Here is a 26,599-nt window from a genome sequence, read left to right on the forward strand (position 1 = left end):
AACGCCCGGTTACATTCCGAACCCGGAAGCTAAGCCTCACAGCGCCGATGGTACTGCAGGGGGGACCCTGTGGGAGAGTAGGACGCCGCCGAACTAATTTTGATAAAAGAGCTGGTCCCTGAACTTCGGTTCAGGGACCAGCTCTTTTTTGTTTCCTGTCACTTGCCGTTCACGTTGCGCAGCCAACATCCGCAGACATGGGCACAGATGCAGTGTTGCGCGCAGCAGGTGTCGGTACCGGTGACGAGGTCGTCGTGCCGACCTACGGCAATGTCGAGGTCGCCGCGGCCGTGGTCAGCGCGGGAGCCGTGCCGGTCTTCGCCGACATAGAGCCATCCACGTACTGCCTCGATCCTGATGCCGTCGCCGCCGTGGTGAACTCGCGCACGGCGGCCGTCGTCGCCGTGCACCGCTTCGGCCACCAGGCCGACATGGGGCGGCTGCGGGCTCTGGGGCAGCGGCACGGGCTTCTCGTCCTGGAGCAGGGCGAGCCGGCGATGGGGGCCGACGGGCAGGCGCGGCGGCAGGCGCATGCCGCGTACCTCAGTGGCCGGCTCCGTGGCGTCGTGACGCCGTCCGGTGGCGCGGGGCACACCTTCCAGCAGTACGTCGTACGGGTGCCGGGGAACGGGCGGCCCGACCGGGACGCGTTCGCGCGCGCCGTGCGGGGCAGGGGAGTTGACTGCCGGGTGCCGGTGAAGACGCCCGTTCACCGCACGTCGGACTTCTGGCGGGACGTCGTCCTTCCGGAGACCGAGCGGGCGGCGGACGAGACGCTGGCGCTGCCCGTCGACGCGTCGATGTCACGCCGGGACCTCCAGCGTGTGGTCTCCGCCTGCAACGCGCTCGGTGGGCTTCTCCAGCCGGCCTTCTAGGGCCACCGGAGCCTGTTCGCCGCGGGTCAGGAGCTCGGTGTCTTCTTGCTGTGGGTCTTGAAGAATTCCCACAGCAGGTCGGTCGCGTTGATGCCCGCCGTCGGGTCGGACATCCCGCCGCCCGCGCCGTCCGGCCAGGCATGGCCCATGTCGGGCAAGCGGTAGACGACGACGTCCGAGCCGTCCCGGCAGTGCGCCGTCGTCCTCTTTATGTGTTTCCTGAGTTTGTCGGGCACGGCCGTCTCGCAGCCCAGGCGCTTCTGCCAGTTCTTGATGCCCGCGTCCATGCCGGAGTAGTACTGGTCGAGGCCGCCGATGAAGGTGATCACCGAGACCGGTGTCCTCGGCATGTACGACTCCTTTTCCGCCTCGGTGCCGAGATAGCCGCCGCTGACCGGGGCGATCGCGGCGAAGGTGGCGGGGAGTTCCACGGCGAGTTTGTAGGCCATGTCGCCGCCGTTGGAGATGCCGGTCGCGTAGACGCGGTCCGGGTCGGCGTTCCAGGTGCCGATCAGCCGATTCGTCACCGTACGAATGAAGCCCACGTCGTCCTCGGTGCCGCAGCAGACGAACGCGTTGAAGCCCTTGTTGAGTCCGTCGGGATAGGCGACGAGGAAATTCTCCTCGTCGGCCTTGGCGTTGAGGCCGCTGATCGTCGCCGCGGCTTTCCCGTCCCCGGGGTAGGGGTGCATCGCGATCACGAGCGGGAGGCGGTCGGAGGGTGTGTAGTTGGGTGGGGCGTGCACGGTGTAGACGCGCTGTTCGCCCTTCCAGGAGGTGGTGACCTTCTGGTCGCCGGGGCGTGGGGTCGGTGTGGCCCGTGACGTCTTCGTGGGCTTCGCTTCGGGGCCGTCGGAATCGCTGGATCCGCAGGAGGCGATGGGCAGGAGGAGGGCCGCGAGCGCCGCTGACGCGGCGTACCGCGGGAAGGTGCGCGGTCGGGTCGGCATGCGGGCAGGGTGGCAGTGTCGGTGCGCGCGGTCCAGAGGAATCGGCGGTTCGAGCGGGCTTCGATTTCGGGTATGATCTATCTCGTTGCCAAGCGGGAAACCGCGAAGGACAACAGGCCCCTATAGCTCAGTCGGTAGAGCGTCTCCATGGTAAGGAGAAGGTCAGCGGTTCGATTCCGCTTGGGGGCTCAACTCGTGAAGGCCTCCGCCCTGTTGGGCGGGGGCCTTCTGCGTTTTCCGGGGTCGGTGATGCGCGGGATTCCCTTTCCCCGGGAGCCTCGCGGCTCCCGGGGAAAGCGCGCCTCAGTCCTTCTGGAGGCCGGGGACGCGCATCGCGAGGATCGCCATGTCGTCCGACGGCGCGTCCGTGGCGAAGCGTTCGACCGCGCGCATGATGCGGGCGGCGACCGCGCCGGCCGTCAGGCCCGTGCAGGTCGTGAGGACGTCCGCGAGGCCGTCGTCGCCGAGCATGCGGGTGCCCTCGCGGCGCTCGGTGACTCCGTCGGTCACGCAGAGCAGGACGTCGCCCGGGTCGAGCGTCATCGTCTGTTCGTAGAGTTCGAGGTCGTCCATGACGCCGAGCAGGGGCTGCGGTTCCGCGTACGGCTCGACCGTGCCGTCCTGGCGCAGGCGCAGCGGGAGCGGGTGTCCGGCGCAGACGACCTTCAGGACGGCCGAGCCGTCCTCCTGGGGCCACAGCTCGCCGTACAGGAGCGTGAGGAAGCGGCTGCGGGCGCCCTCGTCGAGGATCGCCGCGTTCAGACGTTCGAGGACGGCGGGGCCGCCGAAGCCCTCGCGGGCCAGCAGGCGCAGGGCGTGCCGGGCCAGGCCCGTGACGGCCGCCGCCTCCGGTCCGGTGCCGCAGACGTCGCCGATCGCGAAGCCGTACGCGCCGTCGCGGATCGGGAAGAGGTCGTAGAAGTCACCGCCGACCTCGTTGCCCTCGCCGGCCGCGCGGTAGATGACCTCGACCTCGACGCCCGGCACCTGCGGGAGCCCCGGCGGCAGCAGGCTGCGCTGGAGGGACTGGCTGATGGCCGTGCGCTCGGAGTAGAGGCGGGCGTTGTCGAGGGCGAGAGCGGCTCGGCGGGATAGATCTTCGGCCAATTCCAGGATCTCTTGGCGGAAGTGTTCGTCGGAGGGCTTGCCGAGGGTCAGCATGCCGATGACGCGGTTGCGGGCGACCAGGGGGAGCACCACGGTCTCGCCGCCGACCGCCGACGCGGTGGAGAGCGTCGTGCCGATGCCCGAGCTCAGGGTCATGGGCTCGCCGAGGCCGAGGGTGCGCATGGAGGAGCGCAGGGCCGCCTGGTGTGCGGCCTCGGAGGGCGCGGCCCAGACGCGGGCACCGGGCGTGGGGACCGGTTCGGGCGGGGCGATCTTGGAGAGGAGCGCCTTGAGGCCGTCGATGCGCTCCTCGTCCTCGTGCAGGACGTACGAGAGGTACGGCTCGGCCGACTGGTCGGCGATCGTGTAGACGGCGCACCAGGTGGCGAGCGTCGGGACCGTCATCTGGGCCATCAGTGCGAGGGTCTGGTCGCGGTCCAGGGTGCCCGCGAGCAGGTCGGACGCCTCGACGAGGAAGGAGAGGGAGCCGCGGCGCAGCCGTTCCAGCTCGCCGAGGCGGGCGGATTCGACGGCCAGGGCGATGCGGTCGGCGGCGAACTGGAGGCGCAGCGCCTCTTCGTTCGAGTACCGGTCGGGGGACTCGGCGGCGACGCCGAGGGATCCGGTGAGGCGGCCCTCGACCTTGAGGGGGACCGTGACGACGGAGCGCATGCCCGTACCGCCGAGCAGCGGGACGGCGCCGGGGACGACGGTGAGGTCCTCGTGGACGGCCGGCATGCGGGCCGAGCCGTAGCGGCCGGGGCCCGCCTCGACGGGGACGCGGGCGAAGCGCTGGCGGGCCGACGGCAGGCCGGTGGAGGCGCGGACCTCGAGCTCGGTCTCGTCGTCGGTGGCCAGGAGCAGGAAGGCGGCGTCGCCGTCCAGCATGTCGCGGGCGCGCTCGACGGTGCGCTGGAGCAGTCCGTCGAGGTCGTCGGGGGCGGGGGAGCCGATGAAGACCTCGAAGGGGTCCGTGGCGTTCGGCTCGCTGAGGGTGCTCTGGTCCGGGTTCGCGCCGCGCAGCGGGGTCTGCAGGACGGCGCGCTCCTCGTCGCGTACGAGGAGGCAGACCGTGGACGGTTCGCCGTCGGTGTCGCGGACGCGCAGGTGCGAGGCGTAGACGGGGAGCACGCAGCCGTTGGAGTCACGGATGCCGTAACTGCCTTCCCAGCGGGAGAGTTGGAGGGCCTCGGCGATGCCGGTGCTGGTGCCCGGGGTGTGCGGCCAGGCCGCGAGGTCGTTGAGCGGCTTGCCCATGACCTGCTCGGCGACGTACCCGAAGAGTTCTTCGGCGTCCTCGTTCCAGGCCGAGATGGAGCCGACGCGGTCGATCTGGACGACGGCGACGCGGACCCGTCCGTCGGCGATCGGGAGGAGGGCGGCCGGCAGCGAGGGGCCGGCGGCGCGGGTGCCCACCGGGCGGTCGGGGAGGTCGAGTTGGAACCAGACCTGTTTGTGGGTGGGGGTGTAGTCGACGCCCCAGCGGGTGGCAAGGGCCGCGCAGAGCTGGAGGCCGCGGCCGCCCTCGCGGTCGGGGCTGCCCATGTTGACGGAGGACTGCTGGAGGGGGATCTCGCGCTCGGGATAGCGGTCGGAGACCTCGATGCGCACGGCGTCCTCGGAGCGCAGGCACAGTACGTCGGCGGCGGTGCCCGCGTGCACCACGGCATTGGTCACCAGCTCGCTGGTGAGGACGACGGCGTCGTCGACGATGTCGGTGAACCCCCAGCCCTGGAGGGTGTCGCGCACGAAGGAGCGGGCCGTCGCGACGGAACGTCCGACGGGGTCGAAGGTCGCAGCCGCACGCGCGGTGATCACAGCACTCCTCGTACGAGTATCGACAGTATCGACGCCCAGGTCTCCCGAACTCATGGTGCGGCCGCCCCTCCGATGCCCGCTTGTTCGTGTACCACCGCCCTGGCCGGGCAGGACCGGGGTGGTTGGACAGCCGGATGCAAGGTTACTTACCTTCGCCGTCCATGCTGATGCCGGTCGTCAGTGTTTCCGCCCGGAGGGTGTGCGGACGGTGTGCGAAGCTGCCGAACTGTTATGGCCTGGTTCAGCCATGGTGAAACACTGGGCAAGCTTCATGGAGAGAGCCCAGAACAACCCGAGCAGTACGGTCGACCCTTGCGGGAGGGACACAGTGGAGTCTGGCGCAGCGACGCGGGGCACTAAGACGCGCGCGAAAGACGGACAGTCCCTGAACAAACAGCGCAAACCGCGCAACGGGGCGACCGCCTCCGTGGACGCGGCGGCGTTGAACAGGCTTCTCGCGGCCCTGGTGGCGATGCGGGACGGGAATTTCCGCAAACGCCTGACGGTCTCCGGTGACGACGTCATGTCGGAGATCGCGGCTGTCTTCAATGAGGTGGCCGACCGGAATCTGCACCTGACGGGTGAGCTGTCACGGGTGCGGCGCATGGTCGGACGTGAGGGAAAACTCACGGAACGGCTGGAGAGCGGAGCGAGCGAGGGCTCGTGGGCCGCCGCGATCGACGCGTCGAACGCGCTCGTCGACGATCTCGTACGTCCGGTCTCCGAGGTCGGCCGGGTGCTCTCCGCCGTGGCCGACGGTGATCTCGAGCAGCGCATGGAGCTGCGGGCGCAGGCTGTCGACGGGAACGGGCATCCGCTGCGCGGCGAGTTCCTGAAGGTCGGCAGGACCGTCAACAACCTCGTCGACCAGCTCTCCACCTTCACCGACGAGGTCACCCGCGTGGCCAGCGAGGTGGGCACGGAGGGCAAGCTCGGCGGGCAGGCCAGGGTGCGGGGGATGTCCGGGTCCTGGAAGGACCTCACGGACTCCGTGAACACCATGGCGTACCGCCTGACCGCTCAGGTGCGGGACATCGCGCTGGTGACGACGGCGGTGGCCAAGGGTGATCTCTCCCGGAAGGTCACCGTCCATGTCGCGGGCGAGATGCTCGAGTTGAAGAACACCGTGAACACGATGGTGGACCAGCTCTCCTCGTTCTCCTCCGAGGTGACCCGGGTGGCCCGCGAGGTGGGCACCGAGGGCGAGCTCGGCGGCCAGGCGCAGGTGCCCGGGGTGGCCGGCGTGTGGAAGGACCTCACCGACTCGGTGAACCTCATGGCCGGCAACCTCACCGCGCAGGTGCGCGGGATCGCGGAGGTCACGACGGCGGTCGCCAACGGCGATCTGTCGCGGAAGGTCACGGTGAGCGCGCGCGGCGAGGTCGCCCAGCTCGCCGAGACGATCAACCAGATGACCGAGACGCTGCGCACCTTCGCGGACGAGGTCACGCGCGTGGCCAACGAGGTCGGTGCCGAGGGGCAGCTCGGCGGGCAGGCCAACGTGCCAGGCGCCGCGGGCACCTGGAAGGACCTGACGGACTCGGTCAACACGGTCTTCCGCAACCTCACGACGCAGGTGCGCGACATCGCGACGGTGACGACGGCGGTGGCCAGCGGCGACCTGTCGCAGAAGGTCACGGTCGACGTCGCGGGCGAGATGCTCGAACTGAAGAACACCGTGAACACGATGGTCGACCAGCTCTCGGCCTTCGGCTCCGAAGTGACGCGCGTGGCGCGGGAGATCGGCGTCGAGGGTGAGCTCGGCGGGCAGGCGCAGGTGCAGGGCGCGGCCGGTACGTGGAAGGACCTGACGGACTCGGTCAACACCGCCTTCCGCAACCTCACCGGGCAGGTCCGCAACATCGCGCAGGTGACGACGGCGGTCGCCAACGGTGACCTGTCGCAGAAGGTCACCGTCGACGTGTCCGGCGAGATGCTCCAGCTGAAGAACACCGTGAACACGATGGTGGACCAGCTGTCGTCCTTCGCCGACCAGGTGACGCGGATGGCGCGGGACGTGGGTACGGAGGGGCGGCTCGGCGGGCAGGCGCGCGTGGACGGCGTCTCCGGCACCTGGAAGGACCTGACGGACTCCGTCAACTTCATGGCGGGGAACCTGACGTCGCAGGTGCGTCAGATCGCGCAGGTCACCACGGCGGTGGCCCGCGGCGACCTCTCGCAGAAGATCGAGGTCGACGCGCGCGGCGAGATCCTGGAGCTGAAGAACACCATCAACACGATGGTCGACCAGCTCTCCGCGTTCGCCGACCAGGTGACGCGGGTGGCGCGCGAGGTGGGCACCGAGGGGCGCCTGGGCGGTCAGGCGCAGGTGCCGGGCGTGGCCGGTGTGTGGCGCGATCTGACGGACTCCGTGAACGGCATGGCGGGGAACCTCACCGCGCAGGTCCGCAACATCGCGCAGGTCGCGACGGCGGTGGCCCGCGGTGACCTGTCCCAGAAGATCGACGTGGACGCGCGCGGCGAGATCCTGGAGCTGAAGAACACCCTGAACACGATGGTGGACCAGCTGTCCGCCTTCGCCGAGCAGGTCACGCGGGTCTCCCGCGAGGTGGGTACGGACGGCATCCTGGGCGGTCAGGCCGAGGTCCAGGGCGTCTCGGGCACCTGGAAGGACCTCACGCAGTCCGTGAACGGCATGGCGAACAACCTCACCCTCCAGGTGCGGAACATCGCCGAGGTCACCACGGCCGTCGCCATGGGCGACCTCTCCAAGAAGATCACCGTCGACGCGAAGGGCGAGATCCTCGAACTCGTCACGACCGTCAACACGATGGTCGACCAGCTCTCGTCGTTCGCCGAGCAGGTCACCCGCGTGGCCCGCGAGGTGGGCACCGAGGGCCAGCTGGGCGGTCAGGCGCGGGTGCCGGGCGTCACCGGCATCTGGAAGGACCTGAGCGACAACGTCAACCTGATGGCCAACAACCTGACCAGTCAGGTGCGCAACATCTCCCAGGTCTCGGCGGCGGTCGCCAACGGCGACCTCACCAAGAAGGTCACGGTCGAGGCGCGCGGCGAGGTCGCGCAGCTCGCCGACACGGTCAACACCATGGTGACGACGCTGAGTTCGTTCGCCGACGAGGTCACGCGCGTGGCCCGTGAGGTGGGTACGGACGGCATCCTCGGCGGCCAGGCGCGGGTGCCGGGCGTCTCGGGTACGTGGAAGGACCTCACCGAGTCCGTGAACTCGATGGCGTCCAACCTGACCGGGCAGGTCCGCAACATCGCGATGGTCACCACCGCGATCGCCAAGGGTGACCTGACCAAGAAGATCGACATCGACGCCCGGGGCGAGATCCTCGAACTCAAGACCACCATCAACACGATGGTCGACCAGCTGTCGTCCTTCGCCGAGCAGGTCACCCGGGTCGCCCGCGAGGTGGGCACGGAGGGCCAGCTGGGCGGCCAGGCACGCGTGCGTGACGTCGACGGCACCTGGCGCGACCTCACCGAGTCGGTGAACGAGATGGCCGGGAACCTGACCCGTCAGGTGCGCGCCATCGCCAAGGTCGCCACCGCGGTGACCAGGGGCGATCTCAACCTGAAGATCGAGGTCGACGCGTCGGGCGAGATCCAGGTGCTGCAGGACAACATCAACACCATGATCGCCAACCTGCGCGACACCACGCTCGCCAACAAGGAGCAGGACTGGCTGAAGGGCAACCTGGCGAGGATCTCCGGCCTGATGCAGGGCCGCCGCGACCTGGAGGACGTCGCCTCGCTGATCATGAGCGAGCTGACGCCGGTGGTCTCGGCCCAGCACGGCGCCTTCTTCCTGGCGATGCCCACGGACGACGCCAAGGACCTCGGGGGCGACCACGAGGACGCGTACGAGCTGCGCATGCTGGGCAGCTACGGGTACTCCATGGGGTCCATGCCGACGTCGTTCCGGCCCGGCGAGACCCTGATCGGCACGGCCGCCAAGGAGCGGCGCACGATCCTCGTGGAGAACGCGCCGTCCGGCTATCTGCGGATCGCGTCCGGCCTCGGGGAGGCGCCGCCCGCGCAGGTCATCGTGTTGCCGGTGCTCTTCGAAGGGACCGTCCTCGGCGTGATCGAGCTGGCCGCGTTCCAGCCCTTCACGCAGATCCAGAAGGACTTCCTCAGCCAGATCGCCGAGATGATCGCGACGAGCGTCAACACCATCAGCGTCAACACGAAGACCGAGGTGCTGCTCAAGCAGTCGCAGGAGCTCACCGAGCAACTGCGGGAGCGCTCGGCCGAGTTGGAGAACCGGCAGAAGGCGCTTCAGGACTCCAACGCGGAGCTGGAGGAGAAGGCGGAGCTGCTGGCCCAGCAGAACCGTGACATCGAGGTCAAGAACACCGAGATCGAAGAGGCGCGGCAGGTTCTGGAAGAGCGTGCCGAGCAGCTCGCGGTCTCGATGCGCTACAAGTCGGAGTTCCTCGCGAACATGTCGCACGAGTTGCGCACACCGCTCAACTCCCTGCTGATCCTCGCCAAGTTGCTCGCCGACAACGCCGACGCGAACCTCACCCCCAAGCAGGTCGAGTTCGCCGAAACGATCCACGGGGCGGGCTCGGACCTGTTGCAGCTGATCAACGACATCCTCGACCTCTCCAAGGTCGAGGCGGGCAAGATGGACGTCTCCCCGACGCGCATCGCGCTGGTCCAACTCGTCGACTACGTAGAGGCCACTTTCCGCCCGCTGACCGCGGAGAAGGGCCTCGACTTCTCCGTACGGGTCTCCCCGGAGCTGCCCGCCACGCTGCACACCGACGAGCAGCGCCTGCTCCAGGTGCTGCGCAACCTGCTGTCCAACGCGGTGAAGTTCACCGACTCCGGGGCGGTCGAGCTGGTGATCAGGCACGCCAGCAACGACGTGCCCAACGCGATCCGCGAGCAGCTCCTGGAGGCGGGCTCGCTGCGCGAGGCGGACGCCGATCTGATCGCCTTCTCGGTGACCGACACCGGCATCGGCATCGCGGCCAGCAAGATGCGGGTCATCTTCGAGGCCTTCAAGCAGGCGGACGGCACGACCAGCAGGAAGTACGGCGGCACGGGCCTGGGCCTGTCGATCAGCCGGGAGATCGCGCGGCTGCTCGGCGGTGAGATCCACGCCCAGAGCGAACCGGGCCGCGGCTCGACCTTCACGCTCTATTTGCCGCTGCACCCGAGCGAACTGCCGCCCCAGGGCTACGCGCAGCTCGCGGCCGCGCCCACGCCGCGGGAACTGCCCGCCATCGAGGAGGCTCCGGCGGCCGGCGAAGCACCGGTGATCGAGGGCACCCCGGTGCGCCACGAGGCGCCCACGGGGCCCGCTGCGCTCTTCAGGCGGCGGCGCAGGCCCGCGCCCGCGCAGGAGCCCGTGGCCCTGCCGGGACCGCCGCCCGCGGCGGCACAGGAGCAGCGGCCGCAGGAGCAGTGGCCCACGCCCGCCCAGGGGACCCCGTCGGCGAGGCCCTCGTTCCACTTCGGCGGCGAGAAGGTGCTCATCGTCGACGACGACATCCGTAACGTCTTCGCGCTCACCAGTGTCCTGGAGCAGCACGGCCTGTCCGTGCTGTACGCGGAGAACGGCCGCGAGGGCATCGAAGTCCTGGAGCAGCACGACGACGTGACGGTCGTTCTGATGGACATCATGATGCCGGAGATGGACGGGTACGCGACGACGACGGCGATCCGCAGGATGCCGCAGTTCGCCGGGCTCCCGATCATCGCGCTCACCGCGAAGGCGATGAAGGGCGACCGCGAGAAGGCGATCGACTCCGGAGCTTCCGACTACGTCACCAAGCCGGTCGACCCTGACCACCTGTTGTCGGTGATGGAGCAGTGGATGCGCGCGGAGTGACCGAGAACCGGCTTCGTCACACGGAGTTGCTGACAGAGTGTGGCCGAGGTCGTGTAGAGGCGCGGTATTCGGGGAACCTTCTGGTCTCCCACCGCGTTTCTGCTACGTGCACAGTGACATCGCGGTGACAGGGTGTGGCGACAGGCGGGGTGCGGCTACCATGACCGGCACAAGGACGGACGGCGCAAGGGAGCCGTCCTCTGGGGCGGCGCCCGGTGTACCGCCGGGGCGAGGAGGGCGGGCCATGGTGCAGAAGGCCAAGATCCTCCTGGTCGATGACCGGCCGGAGAATCTGCTGGCGCTGGAGGCCATCCTCTCTGCGCTCGATCAGACACTGGTGCGGGCATCGTCCGGGGAGGAAGCGCTCAAAGCACTACTCACGGACGACTTCGCGGTCATTCTGCTGGACGTCCAGATGCCGGGAATGGACGGTTTCGAAACCGCGGCGCACATCAAGCGGCGGGAGCGGACCCGGGACATCCCGATCATCTTCCTCACCGCCATCAACCACGGACCGCATCACACGTTCCGGGGTTACGCGGCGGGCGCGGTGGACTACATCTCCAAGCCGTTCGATCCGTGGGTGCTGCGCGCGAAGGTCTCGGTCTTCGTCGAGCTGTACATGAAGAACTGCCAACTGCGGGAGCAGGCGGCGCTGCTGCGCCTCCAGCTCGAGGGCGGCGGCAAGTCGGCGGCCGGTGACGCGAAGGAGCCCGCGGGTCTGCTCGCGGAGCTGTCGGCGCGGCTCGCGGCGGTCGAGGAGCAGGCCGAGGCGCTCTCCAAGCAGCTGGACGAGGAGTCGGCGGACGCGGCGGCGGTCGCCACGGCGGCCCATCTCGAACGCAAACTCACCGGGCTGCGCCGGGCTCTTGACGCGCTGGAGCCGGGCACGGGGAGCGGCGCGCCCTCGGTGCCCTCGCAGAACTGACGTGCCGTCGTGCCCCGCGGGTCCGTTGATTCCCCGTCAGTTGACGGTCTCCGCAGGGGCGACACAGCAGGGTGAAGCAGTGGGCACACGTGTCCACAGAGGCCCGCACCGGTAACCTCACACCCATGGCCTCACGTCCCGCAGCCAAGAAGACGCCCGCGAAGAAGGCGGCCGCGCCGACGAAGGCTCCGGCGAAGAAGGCCGCTGCCAAACCACCGGCGAAGAAGTCCGCGGCCAAGAAGGCACCCGCCAAGAAGGCACCTGCCAAAAAGGTGCCCGCGAAGAAGCCCGTGCCCAAGGCGGCGCCCAGCCCCACAGGGGGCGTGTACCGGCTCGTACGCGCCGTCTGGCTCGGCGTCGCCCATGGGGTCGGCGCGATGTTCCGGGGCATAGGGCGTGGCGCCAAGGGCCTCGACCCGGCCCACCGCAAGGACGGGCTTGCGCTGCTGCTCCTCGGCATCGCCCTGATCGTCGCGGCGGGCACCTGGTCGAATCTGCGCGGTCCCGTCGGCGATCTCGTCGAGGTCCTGGTGACCGGCGCGTTCGGCCGCCTCGACCTGCTCGTGCCGCTGCTGCTGGGCGCCATCGCCGTACGCCTCATCCGGCACCCGGAGAAGCCCGAGGCCAACGGCCGCATCGTGATCGGTCTCTCCGCCCTGGTCATCGGGGTGCTCGGGCAGGTCCACGTGGCGTGCGGATCGCCGGCCCGCAGCGACGGCATGCAGGCGATAAGGGACGCCGGCGGCCTGATCGGCTGGGGTGCCTCCACCCCGCTGATCTTCACCATGGGCGAGATCCTCGCGGTGCCGCTCCTGGTGCTCCTCACCGTCTTCGGGCTGCTCGTCGTCACGGCGACGCCCGTCAACGCCATCCCGCAGCGGCTGCGGCTGCTCGGCGTGAAGCTCGGCATCATCCAGGAGGAGCCCGCCGAGGAGTTCACGGACGACGACGACCGCTACGAGGACCAGTGGCGCGAGGCGCTGCCCGCGCGCTCCGCGCGGCGGCGCTCCGCCGCACCCGAGGAGTACGCGCCCGACCAGGCCGAGCAGGAGGCGCTCGCCAAGCGCCGCAGGCCGCGCAGGACTCCCGTACAGCCGGGGACGGACCGTCCGATGGACGCCGTGGACGTGGCGGCCGCCGCGGCCGCCGCCCTGGACGGGGCCGTGCTGCACGGCATGCCGCCCTCGCCGTTGGTCGCCGATCTGACGCAGGGCGTGTCGGGGGAGCGGGAGGAGCGCGAACAGCGCGAGGAACGCGCGCATGCGACCCCTGTGCCGCCCGCGCGCGCCACGGACGCCCCGGTGCCCGGCAAGCTCAAGAAGAAGCCGCAGGAGCCCGCTGAGAGCCTCGTGCCGGACCTCACCAAGTCCGCGCCCGAAGCCCCGCGCGACCTTCCGCCGCGCGCCGAGCAGCTTCAGCTCGCCGGAGACATCACGTACTCGCTGCCCTCGCTCGACCTCCTGGAGCGTGGCGGTCCCGGCAAGTCGCGCAGTGCGGCCAATGACGCGGTCGTCGATTCGCTGTCGAACGTGTTTGCGGAGTTCAAGGTCGACGCCGACGTCACGGGCTTCACGCGCGGCCCGACGGTCACGCGGTACGAGATCGAGCTCGGCCCGGCCGTGAAGGTCGAGAAGATCACGGCCCTCGCCAAGAACATCGCGTACGCCGTCGCGTCCCCCGACGTGCGGATCATCTCGCCCATCCCCGGCAAGTCCGCGGTCGGCATCGAGATCCCGAACACCGACCGCGAGATGGTCAACGTGGGTGACGTGCTGCGCCTGGCGGACGCGGCCGAGGACGACCACCCGATGCTGGTCGCGCTCGGCAAGGACGTCGAGGGCGGCTACGTCATGGCCAACATGGCGAAGATGCCGCACATCCTGGTGGCCGGAGCCACAGGTTCTGGCAAGTCGTCCTGCATCAACTGCCTGATCACTTCGATCATGATAAGAGCGACGCCCGAGGACGTACGGATGGTCCTCGTGGACCCCAAGCGCGTCGAGCTCACCGCCTACGAGGGCATTCCGCACCTGATCACGCCGATCATCACCAATCCCAAGAGGGCCGCCGAGGCACTCCAGTGGGTCGTACGCGAGATGGACCTGCGCTACGACGACCTGGCGGCGTTCGGCTACCGGCACATCGACGACTTCAATCAGGCCATCCGCGACGGCAAGCTCAAGACGCCCGAGGGCAGCGAGCGCGAGCTGAAGACGTATCCGTACCTCCTGGTGATCGTCGACGAGCTCGCGGACCTCATGATGGTCGCGCCGCGCGACGTCGAGGACTCGATCGTGCGCATCACCCAGCTCGCGCGTGCGGCCGGTATCCACCTGGTGCTCGCCACGCAGCGTCCTTCGGTGGACGTCGTGACCGGTCTGATCAAGGCGAACGTGCCGTCCCGGCTCGCCTTCGCGACCTCCTCGCTCGCCGACAGCCGCGTCATCCTCGACCAGCCGGGCGCCGAGAAGCTCATCGGAAAGGGTGACGGTCTGTTCCTGCCGATGGGCGCGAACAAGCCCACCCGTATGCAGGGCGCCTTCGTCACCGAGGACGAGATCCACGCGGTCGTGCAGCACTGCAAGGACCAGATGGCGCCGGTCTTCCGGGACGACGTCACCGTCGGCACCAAGCAGAAGAAGGAGATCGACGAGGACATCGGCGATGACCTCGATCTGCTGTGCCAGGCCGCTGAGCTGGTGGTCTCCACCCAGTTCGGGTCCACGTCGATGCTCCAGCGCAAGCTGCGCGTCGGCTTCGCCAAGGCGGGGCGCCTGATGGACCTGATGGAGTCGCGCTCGATCGTGGGTCCGAGCGAAGGCTCAAAGGCTCGTGACGTTCTTGTGAAACCTGACGAGCTGGATGGCGTGCTCGCCGTGATCCGCGGGGAGGCTCAGCCATAAGGGTGGGCGGCTCACTCTTATGGGATCGCCGGGCAACCGTTTCCCTTCGGCGTACGTCAAGTTGAGGGGAAGAACAGCACGATGTCCCACCATCGGGATGTCCGGCCATTCTGATGGCGTACAAACTCCGTCCGCCCGGTTGCCCCGCCCTTTCAAGACCCCCCTAAACTGAACCTCCGGCAGGTGGCTACACGCTCGAAAGGCGCCCCCGTGTCCATCGGCAACTCCCCTGAAGACGACCGCCCTTCAGACGACCGCCTCACAGACGAGACCCCGATGGGTGATCGTCGGACCGACGACAGGCCCTCGATCGGCCACGTCCTGCAGCAGGCCCGCGTCAACGCCGGCCTCACCGTGGACGAGGTCAGTTCGTCCACCCGTGTGCGCATTCCGATCGTGCACGCGATCGAACAGGACGACTTCTCGCGCTGTGGCGGCGATGTGTACGCCCGCGGCCACATCAGGACGCTGGCGCGCGCCGCCGGTGTCGATCCGGCCCCCCTTCTGGCCCAGTACGACGAAGGGCACGGCGGACATCCGCCCGCCCCCACTCCGGCGGCGCCCCTCTTCGAGGCCGAGCGCATCCGGTCCGAGCCGCGGCGTCCCAACTGGACCGCCGCCATGGTCGCCGCGATCGTCGCGGTGATCGGTTTCGTCGGCTTCACCGCGTTCGGCGGGAGCGACGACGACGGCGACAGCTCGAAGTCGGTCGCCGAGGGCTCCACGCCCGCCCCCTCCAAGACGGCGGACAAGCCCAAGCCCCAGAAGCCCGCCGACCCCAAGCCCGACCCGTCGGACAGCGCCATCGCGGGCGTCCCGCGCGACAAGGTCACCGTCAAGGTCGACGCCGCGGACGGCCGCAGCTGGATCTCGGCGAAGGACCACAGCGGACGCACGCTCTTCGACGGCGTCCTCGAACAGGGCCAGGCCAAGACGTTCCAGGACAAGCAGAAGATCGCCCTCGTCCTCGGCGACGCGGGCGCGATCGAGCTGTACGTGAACGGCAAGCAGGTGGACAACGAGTTCGAACCCGGTCAGGTCGAGCGCCTCACGTACACCAAGGGCGACCCCGAGGTGGGCTGAGCGGCAGGTCAGGGCCGGGGCCGCGGTGACGCCCCGGTGACGTGCCGGGGGCCGGGCGCCGACCGCCGGGTAACCCTGGCGGCGGGTGCCGCGGCAGGGACGAAGTAGTCTTGAGACCATGCCCGAACGCCGCACCGTCGCCCTTGTCACTCTTGGCTGCGCCCGTAACGAGGTGGACTCGGAGGAGCTCGCAGGCCGCTTGGAGGCGGACGGCTGGCAGCTCGTCGAGGACGCCGAGGACGCGGACGTCGCCGTCGTCAACACCTGTGGCTTCGTCGAAGCCGCCAAGAAGGACTCCGTCGACGCCCTCCTCGAAGCCAATGACCTCAAGGGTCACGGCAAGACCCAGGCCGTCGTCGCGGTCGGCTGCATGGCCGAGCGATACGGCAAGGAACTCGCCGACGCGCTGCCCGAGGCCGACGGCGTGCTCGGATTCGACGACTACTCCGACATCTCCAACCGCCTGAACACCATCCTCAGTGGTGGCAGCGTCGAGGCCCACACCCCGCGTGACCGGCGCAAGCTGCTGCCGATCAGCCCGGCCGAGCGCCAGGAGGCCCAGTCGGCCGTCGCGCTGCCCGGCCACGCGCCGGTGGAGCCCGCGGTCATCCCGCAGGACCTGCCCGAGGGCGTCGCGCCCGCTTCCGGGCCGCGTGCGCCGCTGCGCCGCCGCCTCGGCAGCAACCCCGTCGCCTCCGTGAAGCTGGCCTCCGGCTGCGACCGGCGCTGCTCCTTCTGCGCCATCCCCTCCTTCCGCGGCTCCTTCATCTCGCGCCGCCCCTCCGACGTGCTCGGAGAGACCCGCTGGCTCGCCGAGCAGGGCGTCAAGGAGGTCATGCTCGTCTCCGAGAACAACACCTCGTACGGCAAGGACCTCGGCGACATCCGCCTCCTGGAGACGCTGCTCCCCGAGCTCGCGGCCGTCGACGGCATCGAGCGGATCCGCGTCAGCTACCTCCAGCCCGCCGAGATGCGGCCCGGCCTGATCGACGTGCTCACGTCGACCGAGAAGGTCGCCCCCTACTTCGACCTGTCCTTCCAGCACTCCGCCCCCGGCGTGCTGCGCGCCATGCGCCGCTTCGGGGACACCGACCGCTTCCTGGAGCTCCTGGACACCATCAGGTCCAAGGCGCCACAGGCCGGTGTCCGGTCCAACTTCATCGTCGGCTTCCCCGGCGAGAGCGAGGCGGACCTCGGCGAGCTCGAGCGGTTCCTGACCGGCGCGCGGCTCGACGCCATCGGCGTCTTCGGCTACTCCGACGAGGAGGGCACCGAGGCGGCCACGTACGAGGAGAAGCTCGACCAGGACGTCGTCGACGCGCGTCTCGCGCACATCGCGCGCCTCGCGGAGGAGCTCACCTCGCAGCGCGCGGACGAGCGGCTCGGCGAGACCGTCGAGGTGCTCGTGGAGTCCCTCGACGAGGAGGAGGGCCCGCTCGGCAGGGCCGCGCACCAGGCCCCGGAGACGGACGGCCAGATCCGCTTGACGGATGCCACCGGTGGGGCCGGCCTGGAGGTCGGTCGTATGGTCGTGGCAAAGGTCGTCGGCACGGAGGGCGTGGACTTGGTGGCTGAGTGTCTCGAGGAGGCCGGCAGATGACAGGAGTCCCGGCATCCGCGTCTGGCGGCTCCGGCGCGCAGCCGGTGCGCGGCGGGAAGCTGGGCGCCGCGGCGGTCAATCAGGCCAGTCTGTGGAACGTCGCGAATCTGCTGACGATGGTCCGGCTGCTGCTCGTGCCGGGCTTCGTGATGCTGCTCCTCGGCAACGGCGGGTACGACCCGGCCTGGCGTTCGTTCGCCTGGGCCGCCTTCGCCGTCGCCATGATCACCGACCTCTTCGACGGCCATCTGGCACGGACGTACAACCTGGTCACGGACTTCGGGAAGATCGCCGACCCGATCGCCGACAAAGCGATCATGGGTGCCGCGCTGATCTGTCTGTCCTGGCTCGGGGACCTGCCGTGGTGGGTGACCGGGGTCATCCTCGGGCGTGAGCTCGGGATCACGCTGCTGCGGTTCTGGGTGATCCGCTACGGGGTCATTCCGGCCAGCCGTGGCGGCAAGATGAAGACGCTCGCGCAGGGCACGGCGGTCGGGATGTACGTCCTGGCGCTGACCGGGCCGCTCGCGACGCTGCGGTTCTGGGTGATGGCGGTCGCCGTCGTGCTGACCGTGGTGACCGGGCTCGACTACGTGAAACAGGCCGTGGTGCTGCGCAGGCAGGGCATGGCCGAGCGGCGGCGGTCCGCCGCCGAGGCGGCCGGGGAGGCCGCGAAGTGACATCCCCCGGGCTCTCGGCCGCCGCGGTGTCGGCGAGCAGGCTGTTGCGCCTGCTCGCGGCGCGGGGCGAGACGCTCGCCGTCGCCGAGTCGCTGACCGGCGGCCTGGTGGCCGCCGAGATCACGGCGGCGCCCGGGGCCTCGAAGGTCTTCCGCGGTTCCGTCACCGCGTACGCCACCGACCTCAAGCGGGACGTGCTGGGCGTCGACGGCACTCTGCTGGCCGAGCGCGGGGCCGTGGACCCCGAGGTCGCGCGGCAGATGGCGGCCGGTGTGCGCAAGGCGCTCGGCGCGGACTGGGGGATCGCGACCACCGGTGTCGCGGGGCCCGATCCGCAGGACGGGCAGGCCGTGGGGACCGTCTACGTGGCGGTCGCGGGTCCGGATGTCGAAGGCATGCGCGGTTACGCCGATGGCGGAGCCGACGGGAAAGTGACCGCCCCACGGTTGAACGGCGACCGTTCGGAAATTCGTATGGAGAGTGTACGGAGCGTGCTCACGCTGCTGCTCGAGCGGCTCTCCGGCGAACGTGCCGAGAATGGGCGGGCACAGGATACGGAACAGAACGGGGGGAATTGATGTTTGCAGCCCTGAGTGAACACGACATCGCTCCCCGCACGGCCGCCGCGCGAGGCGGTACGGTGGGGCGTGAAGGATGCGGCTACGCGGTCCGAGGAGGGAGCCACCGATGATTCTGCTCCGTCGCCTGCTGGGTGACGTGCTGCGTCGGCAGCGCCAGCGCCAGGGCCGTACTCTGCGCGAAGTCTCCTCGTCCGCCCGAGTCTCGCTCGGCTATCTCTCCGAGGTGGAGCGGGGGCAGAAGGAGGCTTCCTCCGAGCTGCTTTCCGCGATCTGCGACGCGCTTGACGTACGGATGTCCGAGCTCATGCGTGAAGTGAGCGATGAACTGTCGCTCGCTGAGCTGGCTGAGTCTGCAGCAGTCACGGAACCGGTACGCACACCGGTTCGCCCGATGCTCAATTCCGTCTCCGTGGCCGGCGTGCCACCGGAACGGGTAACGATCAAGGCGCCGGCGGAGGCGGTGGACGTCGTCGCCGCGTGATGTCGCGCTGATGATGTTCGCTCCCTGAGCGCTCATGCTTGTGAAAGCCCTGGCCGGGTACCCGGTCAGGGCTTTCGTGTTTCCGTACGGGCCGAACTACCCCGAAGTGACCTATATGGCTCTTATATGCCATGGTTGGTGGGGATTTCTCTTGTTCGTGAATGAGTTGGAGGAGACAGAGATGTACGTCGTGAAGAGCCCGCTGTCCGATGCGGATCTCAAGACGGTCTCGGAGGCGCTGCAGGGCGCACTCGTGGACCTGGTCGACCTGTCGCTGGTGGCCAAGCAGATCCACTGGAACGTGGTCGGCCCGCGCTTCCGTTCCGTGCATCTTCAGCTCGACGAGGTCGTGGACACGGCCAGGCAGCACTCCGACACCGTCGCGGAGCGCGCCTCGACGCTCGGCGTCTCGCCCGACGGCCGTGCCGCGACGGTGGCGCGCAGCAGCGGCATCGGCGCGGTCGGAGAGGGCTGGGTCAAGGACGCGGACGCGGTGGGGACGCTCGTGGAAGCGCTCGGCGCCGTGATCACGCGGATGCGTGAGCGGGTCGAGTCGACCGGCGAAGCGGACCCGGTCAGCCAGGACATCTTCATCGGGATCACGGCCGACCTCGAGAAGCACCACTGGATGTTCCAGGCGGAGAACAGCTGACGGTTCATGCGGGGCCCCACGGGAGTGGGAGCGCCGCGGGGGACGAGGGAGCGCCCTCGTGCGGTACGGGGGTGACCTCGTGTCGCACGAGGGCGCTTCTGTTCGCCGTGGTGCCTCCGGTGACCCCGGTACGCCCTCCCGCGGGGTGAACCGGGACGTTTAGCGTCGAATCCACGTCGGGCGAGAGGTGGCAGCCGTGGCAGCAGCCGTGAGCGGGGCAGCGTCCGTGATGTGGCGTCTGGCGCGCTGGCTGCCCGCGCTCGCGCTCGGCGCGCTGTGGTGGTGGGGCGTGCTGAGGCTCGCGCTCTCGCCTGACGCGGGGGTCCTGGAAGGCGCGGTCGCGGCCGGGGGCTGGGGCCTGAGCGTGCTGCCCGTGCACTGTGTGTCGAAGGCGCGGGCGGCCGGTGTGGCCGGTGCCGGGCACCGGCGGCATGCCCGGCGGCCGGACGGCGCGCTGCGGTGGCCCGGGGAGCGTACGGCCGCGAGGTGCTGGGCCCGCGCGGTCGCGGCGGCCGGGTGGCTGCGCGGGTGGGTGCGGGGCCAGGTCACCACGGCATGGCGACGCCGCCGTTCGGGCGGAGGATCTGGCCCGTCGTGAAGGCCGACGCGTCGGACGCCAGGTGCAGCACGGCGTGCGCGATGTCGTCCGGTTCACCGACCCGGCCCAGGGGTGACATGCGGGCCATGAATCCCTCGGTGTGGGTCTGGGCCTCGGCGTCGTGGCGGTGCGTCATGGGGGTGCGGATCCAGCCCGGCGCGACGGCGTTGACGCGGATGCCGTGAGGGCCCACTTCGGTGGCGAGGGTCTTGGTGAGCTGGACGACGGCGGCTTTGGCCGCGCCGTAGCAGAGGAGGCCGGGGCCGCCGGTGTCCACGGCGCCGGAGGCCATGGTGATGATGCTGCCCCTGGTGCTGGTGGCGGCGGTGCTTGAGGCAGTGGTGCTGGCGTCGTCGGCCGTGTGTGTGGCGGTGTCCGCGGCGGCTTTGATCATGGTGCGTGCCGCGGCCTGGCAGGCGTACAGGACGCCCTTGAAGTTGATGTTCAGGATGCGGTCGAGGTCCTCGTCGCGGGTCTCCAGGACCGGGCTGCTGTGCATGATCCCGGCGATCGCCGCCATGATGTCGAGGCGGCCGCCGGATGCCGCCGTCGCGGCGGCCACGGCCTCGTCGACCTGCGCCCTGTCGGACACGTCCAGCGGATGGACGTGGGCCGTGCCGCCGGCCTCCTTGATCAGTGCCGCGGTCTCGTGCAGCCCCTGGGCGTCGCGGTCGGCGCAGTGCACGGTGGCGCCCGCCTGCGCGAGGAGCAGGGCGGAGGCGCGGCCGATGCCGCTGGCGGCGCCGGTGAGGAATGCGGTGCGTCCGGTGAGGTCGTACGCCTTGAGGGACATGACGGGACGGTACGGCGGGATCTGACGGGGCGTCAACTGGTGGGATGCGGTGGGCCGGTGCGGGGTTCGCGCGCTTGCGGGCGGGTGCTAGGCCCGCGCGCTTACGGGCGGGTGCGGGGCTCGGCGTCGGCGCGGGTCTCAGGGGGTGGGGCCCTGCTGGCAGGTGGGACACCAGTACGTGGGGCGGCTGCGGGAGCCGTCGCCCTGCTCGGCGGTACGCACCGGGGTGCCGCAGCGCAGACAGGGGCGGGGTGCGCGGCTGTAGACGTACAAGCGCTGGTCGGGGCGTGGGCGGCCGGTGGTGGTGCGCGAGGGGCGGTCGCGGTTGGCTTCCAGGAGCTTCTTGGCGAGGGCCGGCAGACGGGCCGCTGTGTCCTCGGTGAGCTCGCCGACGGGCAGCCACGGGGTGACGCCCAGGACGAAGCAGAGTTCGCTCTTGTAGATGTTGCCGATGCCCGCGAGGTTGCGCTGGTCAAGGAGGGCCTCGCCGAGTGGGCGCTCGGGGGCCGCGAGGAGGTTGGTGAGGGCGCGGTCGGGGTCCCAGTCGGGGCCGAGGAGGTCGGGTCCCAGATGACCCACGGCCTTGTCCTCGTCGGCGGTGCGGAGCAGTTCGAGGACGGGCAGGCGGTAGCCGACGGCGATGTGCTCGGTGTTCCCGATGATCGCCCGGATCTGGTGCCCGGGGCCGCCCCGCCAGCGCTCGCCCGGGGCGTACACCCGCCAGGAGCCGTCCATGCGGAGGTGGGAGTGCAGGGTCAGGCCGCCCTCGACGCGGGTGAGGAGGTGCTTGCCGCGCGGGGTCACGTCCAGGACCGCGCGCCCGGTGAGGTCGACCGTCGCGAGCTTGGGGACGCGTAGGTCGCAGCGGGTAATGCCGCGTCCGGCGAGCGCGGTGTGCAGCCGCCGGGCCGCCTGGTGGACGGTGTCTCCTTCGGGCATGAGGTCCAGGGTGGCACGGCCGGGGCGTCAGGGGGTGGCGGTCGGGTGGCGCCGGTGATCCGGGATCTCAGGCGCGCAGGCGCAGGCCACGGGGGGTGGCGTGGAAACCGGCTCCTTCCAGGAGGGGTGCGAAGGGGGAGGTGAGGGCGGACGCGCCGTTGACGCGCTCGACGGTGACCGTGCCGAGCGAGCCCGCGCGGGCCGCCGAGGCCAGCGCTTCGGCGGCGGCGTGCAGACGGGGGTCCTCGCCGATCGGGCTCTCCGGAGCGGCGGGCCAGGCCAGCAGGGTCTTGCCGCCGCGCTCCATGTAGAGGGTCAGCTCGCCGTCGACGAGGACGACCAGAGAGCCCGCCTTGCGGCCCGGCTTGTGGCCCGCCTCGTTCGGCGGCTCGGGCCAGGGCAGGGCCGCCCCGTACGCGTTGGCCGGGTCGGCGGCGGCGAGGACGACGGCCGCGCGCGCGTCGGCGGGCCGCGAACCGTCCGTACGCTCCCGGGAGTTCGCCGTGGCGCGCAGCCGGTCCACTGCTCCGTCCATCGCGAACTGGGCGGCGCCGAGCCCTTCGACGACGTAGCCGCGGCGCGCCTGGCCGCTGTCCTCGAAGACCGAAAGCACGCGGTACGTCGCCGAGAAGCCGCCCTCGACGCCTTCGGCCGCCACCGCGCCGCGAGTGACCACTCCGTGCCGGTCGAGGAGGGTGCGGGCCAGGGCGTGGGCGCGCAGGGTGGGGTCCGGCTCGCGGAGGGGGAGCAGCGACCAGCGGCCCGCGACCGTGGGAGGGCCGGTGCGGGACACGGGTCTGGCGGCGGCGGTCAGGCTGCCGTAGCGCCCGCGCGGGATGCTGCGTTTGGCGCGGTGGGCCGTGGCGCCCGCGGTGCGGCCGGAGCCGAGGAGCGCGCGCATCGGGGCGAGCGTGTCGTTCGTGAGCCGTCCCGACCAGGCCAGGTCCCAGACGGTGTCGGCCAGTTGGGGATCGGTGGCGTCCGGGTGGGTGGTGGCGCGGACCTGGTCGGCGATCTGGCGGAAGAAGAGGCCGTAGCCCCCGGAGAGGGTGTCCAGGACGGACTGGTGCAGCGCGGTGAGCTCCAGGGGGTGCGGGGGCGGCAGGAGCAGGGGCGCGGCGTCGGCCAGGTAGAGGGAGACCCAGCCGTCCTTGCCGGGCAGGGATCCCGCACCGGCCCAGACCACTTCGCCGGCCGCGGTGAGTTCGTCGAGCATCGCGGGGGCGTACCCCGAGACACGGGAGGGCAGCACGAGCTTCTCCAGGGCGGAGGCCGGGACGGTCGCGCCCTGGAGCTGCTCGACGGCCCGCACCAGGCCGTCGATGCCGCGCAGGCCGTGCCCGCCCAAGTGCTGCCACTGGGGCAGGAACTGGGCGAGCGCGGCCGGTGGCACCGGCTCCAGCTCGTGACGCAGGGCCGCGAGGGAGCGGCGGCGCAGTCGGCGCAGGACCGCCGCGTCGCACCACTCCTGGCCGATGCCCGCGGGGTGGAACTCTCCTTGTACGACGCGGCCGCTCGCCGCGAGGCGTTGCAGCGCGCCCTCCGTGACCGCGGCACCGAGACCGAAGCGGGCGGCGGCGGAGGCGGACGTGAAAGGGCCGTGCGTGCGCGCGAAGCGGGCCAGGAGGTCGCCGAGGGGGTCCTTGACCGGTTCCGTGAACGCTTCGGGCACGCCCACGGGCAGGGCCGTGCCGAGGGCGTCGCGCAGGCGGCCCGCGTCCTCGATCGCCGCCCAGTGGTCGGTCCCCGCGATCCTGACCCGGATGGCCCGGCGGGCGGCGGACAGCTCGGCGGCCCACTCCGGCTCGGCGCCGCGCTCGGCCAACTCGCCCTCGGTGAGCGGCCCGAGGAGTCGCAGCAGATCGGCGACGCCCTCGGCGTCCTTGATCCGGCGGTCTTCCGTACGCCACTGGAGCTCCTGCTCCAGCTCCGTGAGGACGTCCGCGTCGAGCAGCTCGCGCAACTCCGCCTGGCCGAGCAGCTCGGCCAGCAGCCGGGAGTCCAGGGAGAGGGCCGCCGCGCGCCGCTCGGCGAGGGGCGAGTCGCCCTCGTACAGGAACTGCGCCACGTATCCGAAGAGCAGCGAGCGGGCGAAGGGCGATGGCTCGGCCGTTGTGACCTCGACGAGGCGGACGCGGCGGGACTCGATGTCACCCATCAGTTCCGTGAGGCCCGGTACGTCGAAGACGTCCTGGAGGCACTCCCTGACCGCTTCCAGGACGATCGGGAACGAGCCGAACTCGCTGGCCACCTGGAGCAGTTGCGCGGCGCGCTGGCGCTGCTGCCACAGGGGGGTGCGCTTGCCGGGGCTGCGGCGCGGCAGCAGCAGCGCGCGGGCGGCGCACTCGCGAAAGCGCGAGGCGAACAGGGCCGAGCCGCCCACCTGGTCGGTGACGATCTGGTTGACCTCGCCCTTGTCGAAGGCGACGTCGCCCGCGCCGATGGGTGCCTTCTCCGCGTCGTACTCCATGGAGGGCGCGCTCGGCTCCTGGTCGAGCAGGTCCAGGCCCATCAGGTCGGCGTCGGGCAGGCGCAGCACGATGCCGTCGTCGGCGTGCATGACCTGCGCGTCCATGCCGTACCGCTCGGTGAGGCGGGCGCCGAGGGCGAGCGCCCAGGGGGCGTGCACCTGGGCGCCGAAGGGGGAGTGCACGACGACCCGCCAGTCGCCGAGCTCGTCGCGGAACCGCTCGACCACGATCGTGCGGTCGTCCGGGATGTGGCCGCAGGACTCGCGCTGCTCGGTGAGGTACGTCAGGACGTTGTCCGCGGCCCAGGCGTCCAGGCCCGCGGCGTGCAGACGCGCGCGTGCCTCCTCCTGCGGCAGTGCTCCGACCTCACGGAGGAACGCGCCGAGCGCCCGGCCCAGTTCGAGGGGGCGCCCGAGCTGATCGCCCTTCCAGAAGGGGAGGCGGCCGGGGACGCCGGGGGCGGGGGAGACGAGCACGCGGTCGCGCGTGATGTCCTCGATGCGCCAGGAACTCGTGCCCAGCGTGAAGACGTCACCCACCCGGGACTCGTAGACCATCTCCTCGTCGAGCTCTCCGACGCGGCCGCCGCCCTTCTTGGGGTCGGCGCCGGCCAGGAAGACTCCGAAGAGGCCGCGGTCGGGAATCGTGCCCCCGGAGGTGACCGCGAGGCGCTGAGCCCCTGGCCTGCCGGTGACGGTGCCCGCGACGCGGTCCCAGACCACGCGCGGGCGCAGCTCCGCGAAGGCGTCGGACGGATAGCGGCCCGCCAGCATGTCCAGGACCGCCGTGAACGCGGACTCCGGGAGCGAGGCGAAGGAGGCGGCCCTGCGGACCGTGGCAAGGAGGTCGTCGACCTGCCAGGCGTCGAGCGCGACCATCGCGACCAGCTGCTGGGCCAGTACGTCCAAGGGGTTGGCGGGGACACGGAGCGACTCGATGGCGCCGGTCCGCATGCGTTCCGTGACGACCGCGGCCTGGACCAGGTCGCCCCGGTACTTGGGGAAGACGACGCCCGTGGAGACCGCGCCCACCTGGTGGCCCGCCCGGCCCACGCGCTGCAACCCGGAGGCGACGGACGGTGGCGACTCGACCTGCACGACCAGGTCGACCGCGCCCATGTCGATGCCCAGCTCCAAGCTGGACGTGGCGACCACGGCGGGCAGCCTGCCCGCCTTGAGGTCCTCCTCGACCTGGGCCCGCTGCTCCTTGGAGACCGAGCCGTGGTGGGCGCGGGCCAGCACGGGCGGGGCGCCCTTGGCGGCACCGGACTCGGCCATCAGCTCCGCGGGGGAGTGGTCCTCGGGGAGCGCCTCACCGGTCGCCCGCTCGTACGCGATCTCGTTCAGGCGGTTGCACAGGCGCTCGGCGAGGCGGCGGGAGTTGGCGAAGACGATCGTCGAGCGGTGCGCCTGGACGAGGTCGGTGATGCGCTCCTCGACGTGCGGCCAGATAGAGGGGCGCTCGGCGCCCTCTTCGGAGTCGGCGGCCGGGGAGCCGCCCAGCTCGGCGAGGTCCTCGACGGGGACGACCACCGACAGGTCGAACTCCTTGCCGGACGGCGGCTGAACGATCTCCACCCTGCGCTGCGGCGAGAGATAGCGGGCCACCTCGTCCACCGGCCGCACCGTCGCCGAAAGGCCGATGCGGCGGGCCGGCCTCGGCAGCAGCTCGTCGAGCCGCTCCAGGGAAAGGGCGAGATGGGCGCCGCGCTTGGTGCCCGCGACCGCGTGCACCTCGTCCAGGATGATCGTCTCGATGCCGGTCAGCGCGTCCCGCGCGGCGGACGTCAGCATCAGGAAGAGCGATTCGGGCGTGGTGATCAGGATGTCCGGCGGCCTGGTCGACAGGGCCCTGCGCTCGGCGGGCGGGGTGTCGCCCGAGCGGATGCCGACGCGCACCTCGGGCTCCGGAAGGCCCAGGCGCACCGACTCCTGGCGGATGCCGGTCAGCGGACTGCGCAGATTGCGCTCCACGTCGACCGCGAGAGCCTTGAGCGGCGACACGTACAGCACCCGGCAGCGCTTCTTCAGGTCGGCGGGCGGCGGGGTCGAGGCCAGCTGGTCGAGCGCGGCGAGGAACGCGGCCAGGGTCTTGCCGGAGCCGGTGGGCGCGACGACCAGCACGTCTGACCCCTCGGCGATCGCCCGCCACGCCCCTGCCTGGGCGTCGGTGGGCGCGGAGAAGGCACCCGAGAACCACCCGCGGGTCGCGGGGGAGAACCCGTCAAGGGCGCTGTGTGCGCTGGGCGCGGACCTGACCATGCCCCCATCGTGCACCCCACCACTGACAACCGCGTCCACCTGCGAAATT

The 26,599-nt window shown here is 70.7% G+C and carries 15 protein-coding genes, 1 tRNA gene, 1 rRNA gene and 1 pseudogene; 13 read left to right on the forward strand and 5 right to left on the reverse strand.

Annotated features, from left to right (window positions below; all coding sequences use genetic code 11):
* Both rrf and ACIO9J_RS34740 read left to right on the forward strand, forming a co-directional pair.
* Window positions 1–94 (forward strand): 5S ribosomal RNA (gene rrf, locus ACIO9J_RS34735); the annotation flags it as partial.
* 61 nt (window positions 95–155) lie between these two features.
* Entirely contained in the window at window positions 156–875 is a 720-nt protein-coding gene (locus tag ACIO9J_RS34740) for a DegT/DnrJ/EryC1/StrS family aminotransferase (RefSeq protein ID WP_402008761.1), read from the forward strand.
* 26 nt (window positions 876–901) lie between these two features.
* Here ACIO9J_RS34740 and ACIO9J_RS34745 read toward each other — a convergent pair whose 3' ends face one another.
* Window positions 902–1,825, reverse strand: coding sequence for an alpha/beta hydrolase family esterase (locus ACIO9J_RS34745; protein WP_402008358.1), 924 nt, complete (start codon window positions 1,823–1,825; stop codon window positions 902–904).
* 116 nt (window positions 1,826–1,941) lie between these two features.
* Here ACIO9J_RS34745 and ACIO9J_RS34750 point away from each other — a divergent pair.
* Window positions 1,942–2,014: transfer RNA gene (locus ACIO9J_RS34750), tRNA-Thr, on the forward strand.
* A gap of 114 nt (window positions 2,015–2,128) precedes the next feature.
* Here the strand turns inward: ACIO9J_RS34750 and ACIO9J_RS34755 are convergent.
* On the reverse strand, window positions 2,129–4,804 hold the full coding sequence (locus ACIO9J_RS34755; protein WP_402008360.1) for a SpoIIE family protein phosphatase: 2,676 nt from the start codon (window positions 4,802–4,804) through the stop codon (window positions 2,129–2,131).
* A 373-nt stretch (window positions 4,805–5,177) separates the two neighbouring features.
* On the opposite strand from ACIO9J_RS34755, the gene ACIO9J_RS34760 reads away from it, so the two are divergent.
* From ACIO9J_RS34760 to ACIO9J_RS34805, 10 genes and pseudogenes are all read left to right on the forward strand, one after another.
* Window positions 5,178–10,580 (forward strand): HAMP domain-containing protein, encoded by a 5,403-nt coding sequence (locus ACIO9J_RS34760; protein WP_402008362.1) that lies wholly within the window; start codon window positions 5,178–5,180, stop codon window positions 10,578–10,580.
* 244 nt (window positions 10,581–10,824) lie between these two features.
* A complete protein-coding gene (locus ACIO9J_RS34765; RefSeq protein WP_402008364.1) occupies window positions 10,825–11,508 on the forward strand; it encodes a two-component system response regulator in 684 nt (227 codons plus the stop codon).
* A gap of 125 nt (window positions 11,509–11,633) precedes the next feature.
* Window positions 11,634–14,411 (forward strand): DNA translocase FtsK, encoded by a 2,778-nt coding sequence (locus ACIO9J_RS34770; protein ID WP_402008366.1) that lies wholly within the window; start codon window positions 11,634–11,636, stop codon window positions 14,409–14,411.
* Between the two features lie 210 nt (window positions 14,412–14,621).
* Window positions 14,622–15,494, forward strand: a complete 873-nt coding sequence (locus tag ACIO9J_RS34775) for a helix-turn-helix domain-containing protein (protein WP_402008368.1) — start codon at window positions 14,622–14,624, stop codon at window positions 15,492–15,494.
* 118 nt (window positions 15,495–15,612) lie between these two features.
* Complete coding sequence (gene rimO, locus ACIO9J_RS34780; protein WP_402008370.1) at window positions 15,613–17,094, forward strand: 30S ribosomal protein S12 methylthiotransferase RimO; 1,482 nt, start codon at window positions 15,613–15,615, stop codon at window positions 17,092–17,094.
* Window positions 17,091–17,771 (forward strand): annotated as a pseudogene (gene pgsA, locus ACIO9J_RS34785) (CDP-diacylglycerol--glycerol-3-phosphate 3-phosphatidyltransferase); the annotation flags it as partial. The gene rimO and the pseudogene pgsA, both read left to right, overlap by 4 nt.
* A complete protein-coding gene (locus ACIO9J_RS34790) occupies window positions 17,771–18,352 on the forward strand; it encodes a CinA family protein (RefSeq protein ID WP_402008372.1) in 582 nt (193 codons plus the stop codon). The pseudogene pgsA and the gene ACIO9J_RS34790, both read left to right, overlap by 1 nt.
* A gap of 109 nt (window positions 18,353–18,461) precedes the next feature.
* A complete protein-coding gene (locus tag ACIO9J_RS34795) occupies window positions 18,462–18,836 on the forward strand; it encodes a helix-turn-helix domain-containing protein (RefSeq protein ID WP_384552474.1) in 375 nt (124 codons plus the stop codon).
* A 181-nt stretch (window positions 18,837–19,017) separates the two neighbouring features.
* The gene (locus ACIO9J_RS34800) at window positions 19,018–19,488 is read left to right on the forward strand and encodes a Dps family protein (RefSeq protein ID WP_402008374.1); all 471 of its coding nucleotides are present in this window, start codon (window positions 19,018–19,020) and stop codon (window positions 19,486–19,488) included.
* Between the two features lie 229 nt (window positions 19,489–19,717).
* Window positions 19,718–20,086, forward strand: a complete 369-nt coding sequence (locus ACIO9J_RS34805) for a hypothetical protein (protein WP_402008763.1) — start codon at window positions 19,718–19,720, stop codon at window positions 20,084–20,086.
* On the opposite strand, the gene ACIO9J_RS34810 is transcribed toward ACIO9J_RS34805, so the two are convergent.
* From ACIO9J_RS34810 to ACIO9J_RS34820, 3 genes are all read right to left on the reverse strand, one after another.
* Window positions 20,034–20,879 carry an SDR family NAD(P)-dependent oxidoreductase gene (locus ACIO9J_RS34810; RefSeq protein WP_402008376.1) on the reverse strand — a complete coding sequence of 282 codons (846 nt, stop codon included), beginning with the start codon at window positions 20,877–20,879 and terminating at the stop codon, window positions 20,034–20,036. The genes ACIO9J_RS34805 and ACIO9J_RS34810 overlap by 53 nt on opposite strands.
* A gap of 138 nt (window positions 20,880–21,017) precedes the next feature.
* Window positions 21,018–21,818 (reverse strand): Fpg/Nei family DNA glycosylase, encoded by an 801-nt coding sequence (locus ACIO9J_RS34815; protein WP_402008378.1) that lies wholly within the window; start codon window positions 21,816–21,818, stop codon window positions 21,018–21,020.
* Between the two features lie 67 nt (window positions 21,819–21,885).
* Window positions 21,886–26,550, reverse strand: a complete 4,665-nt coding sequence (locus tag ACIO9J_RS34820; RefSeq protein WP_402008380.1) for an ATP-dependent helicase — start codon at window positions 26,548–26,550, stop codon at window positions 21,886–21,888.
* Window positions 26,551–26,599: the final 49 nt, after the last annotated feature.

The organism is Streptomyces sp. NPDC087300, from assembly GCF_044744425.1.
In the GTDB taxonomy this organism is placed as follows: Bacteria; Actinomycetota; Actinomycetes; order Streptomycetales; family Streptomycetaceae; genus Streptomyces.

Bases quoted from the DNA above. Each gene is read 5' to 3' on its own strand.
- ACIO9J_RS34820 (WP_402008380.1), bottom strand. From the start codon at position 26,550: ATGGTCAGGTCCGCGCCCAGCGCACACAGCGCCCTTGACGGGTTCTCC.
- ACIO9J_RS34770 (WP_402008366.1), top strand. From the start codon at position 11,634: ATGGCCTCACGTCCCGCAGCCAAGAAGACGCCCGCGAAGAAGGCGGCC.
- ACIO9J_RS34800 (WP_402008374.1), top strand. From the start codon at position 19,018: ATGTACGTCGTGAAGAGCCCGCTGTCCGATGCGGATCTCAAGACGGTC.
- ACIO9J_RS34765 (WP_402008364.1), top strand. From the start codon at position 10,825: ATGGTGCAGAAGGCCAAGATCCTCCTGGTCGATGACCGGCCGGAGAAT.
- ACIO9J_RS34745 (WP_402008358.1), bottom strand. From the start codon at position 1,825: ATGCCGACCCGACCGCGCACCTTCCCGCGGTACGCCGCGTCAGCGGCG.
- ACIO9J_RS34805 (WP_402008763.1), top strand. From the start codon at position 19,718: ATGTGGCGTCTGGCGCGCTGGCTGCCCGCGCTCGCGCTCGGCGCGCTG.
- ACIO9J_RS34810 (WP_402008376.1), bottom strand. From the start codon at position 20,879: ATGTCCCTCAAGGCGTACGACCTCACCGGACGCACCGCATTCCTCACC.
- ACIO9J_RS34815 (WP_402008378.1), bottom strand. From the start codon at position 21,818: ATGCCCGAAGGAGACACCGTCCACCAGGCGGCCCGGCGGCTGCACACC.
- ACIO9J_RS34795 (WP_384552474.1), top strand. From the start codon at position 18,462: ATGATTCTGCTCCGTCGCCTGCTGGGTGACGTGCTGCGTCGGCAGCGC.
- rimO (WP_402008370.1), top strand. From the start codon at position 15,613: ATGCCCGAACGCCGCACCGTCGCCCTTGTCACTCTTGGCTGCGCCCGT.
- ACIO9J_RS34755 (WP_402008360.1), bottom strand. From the start codon at position 4,804: ATGAGTTCGGGAGACCTGGGCGTCGATACTGTCGATACTCGTACGAGG.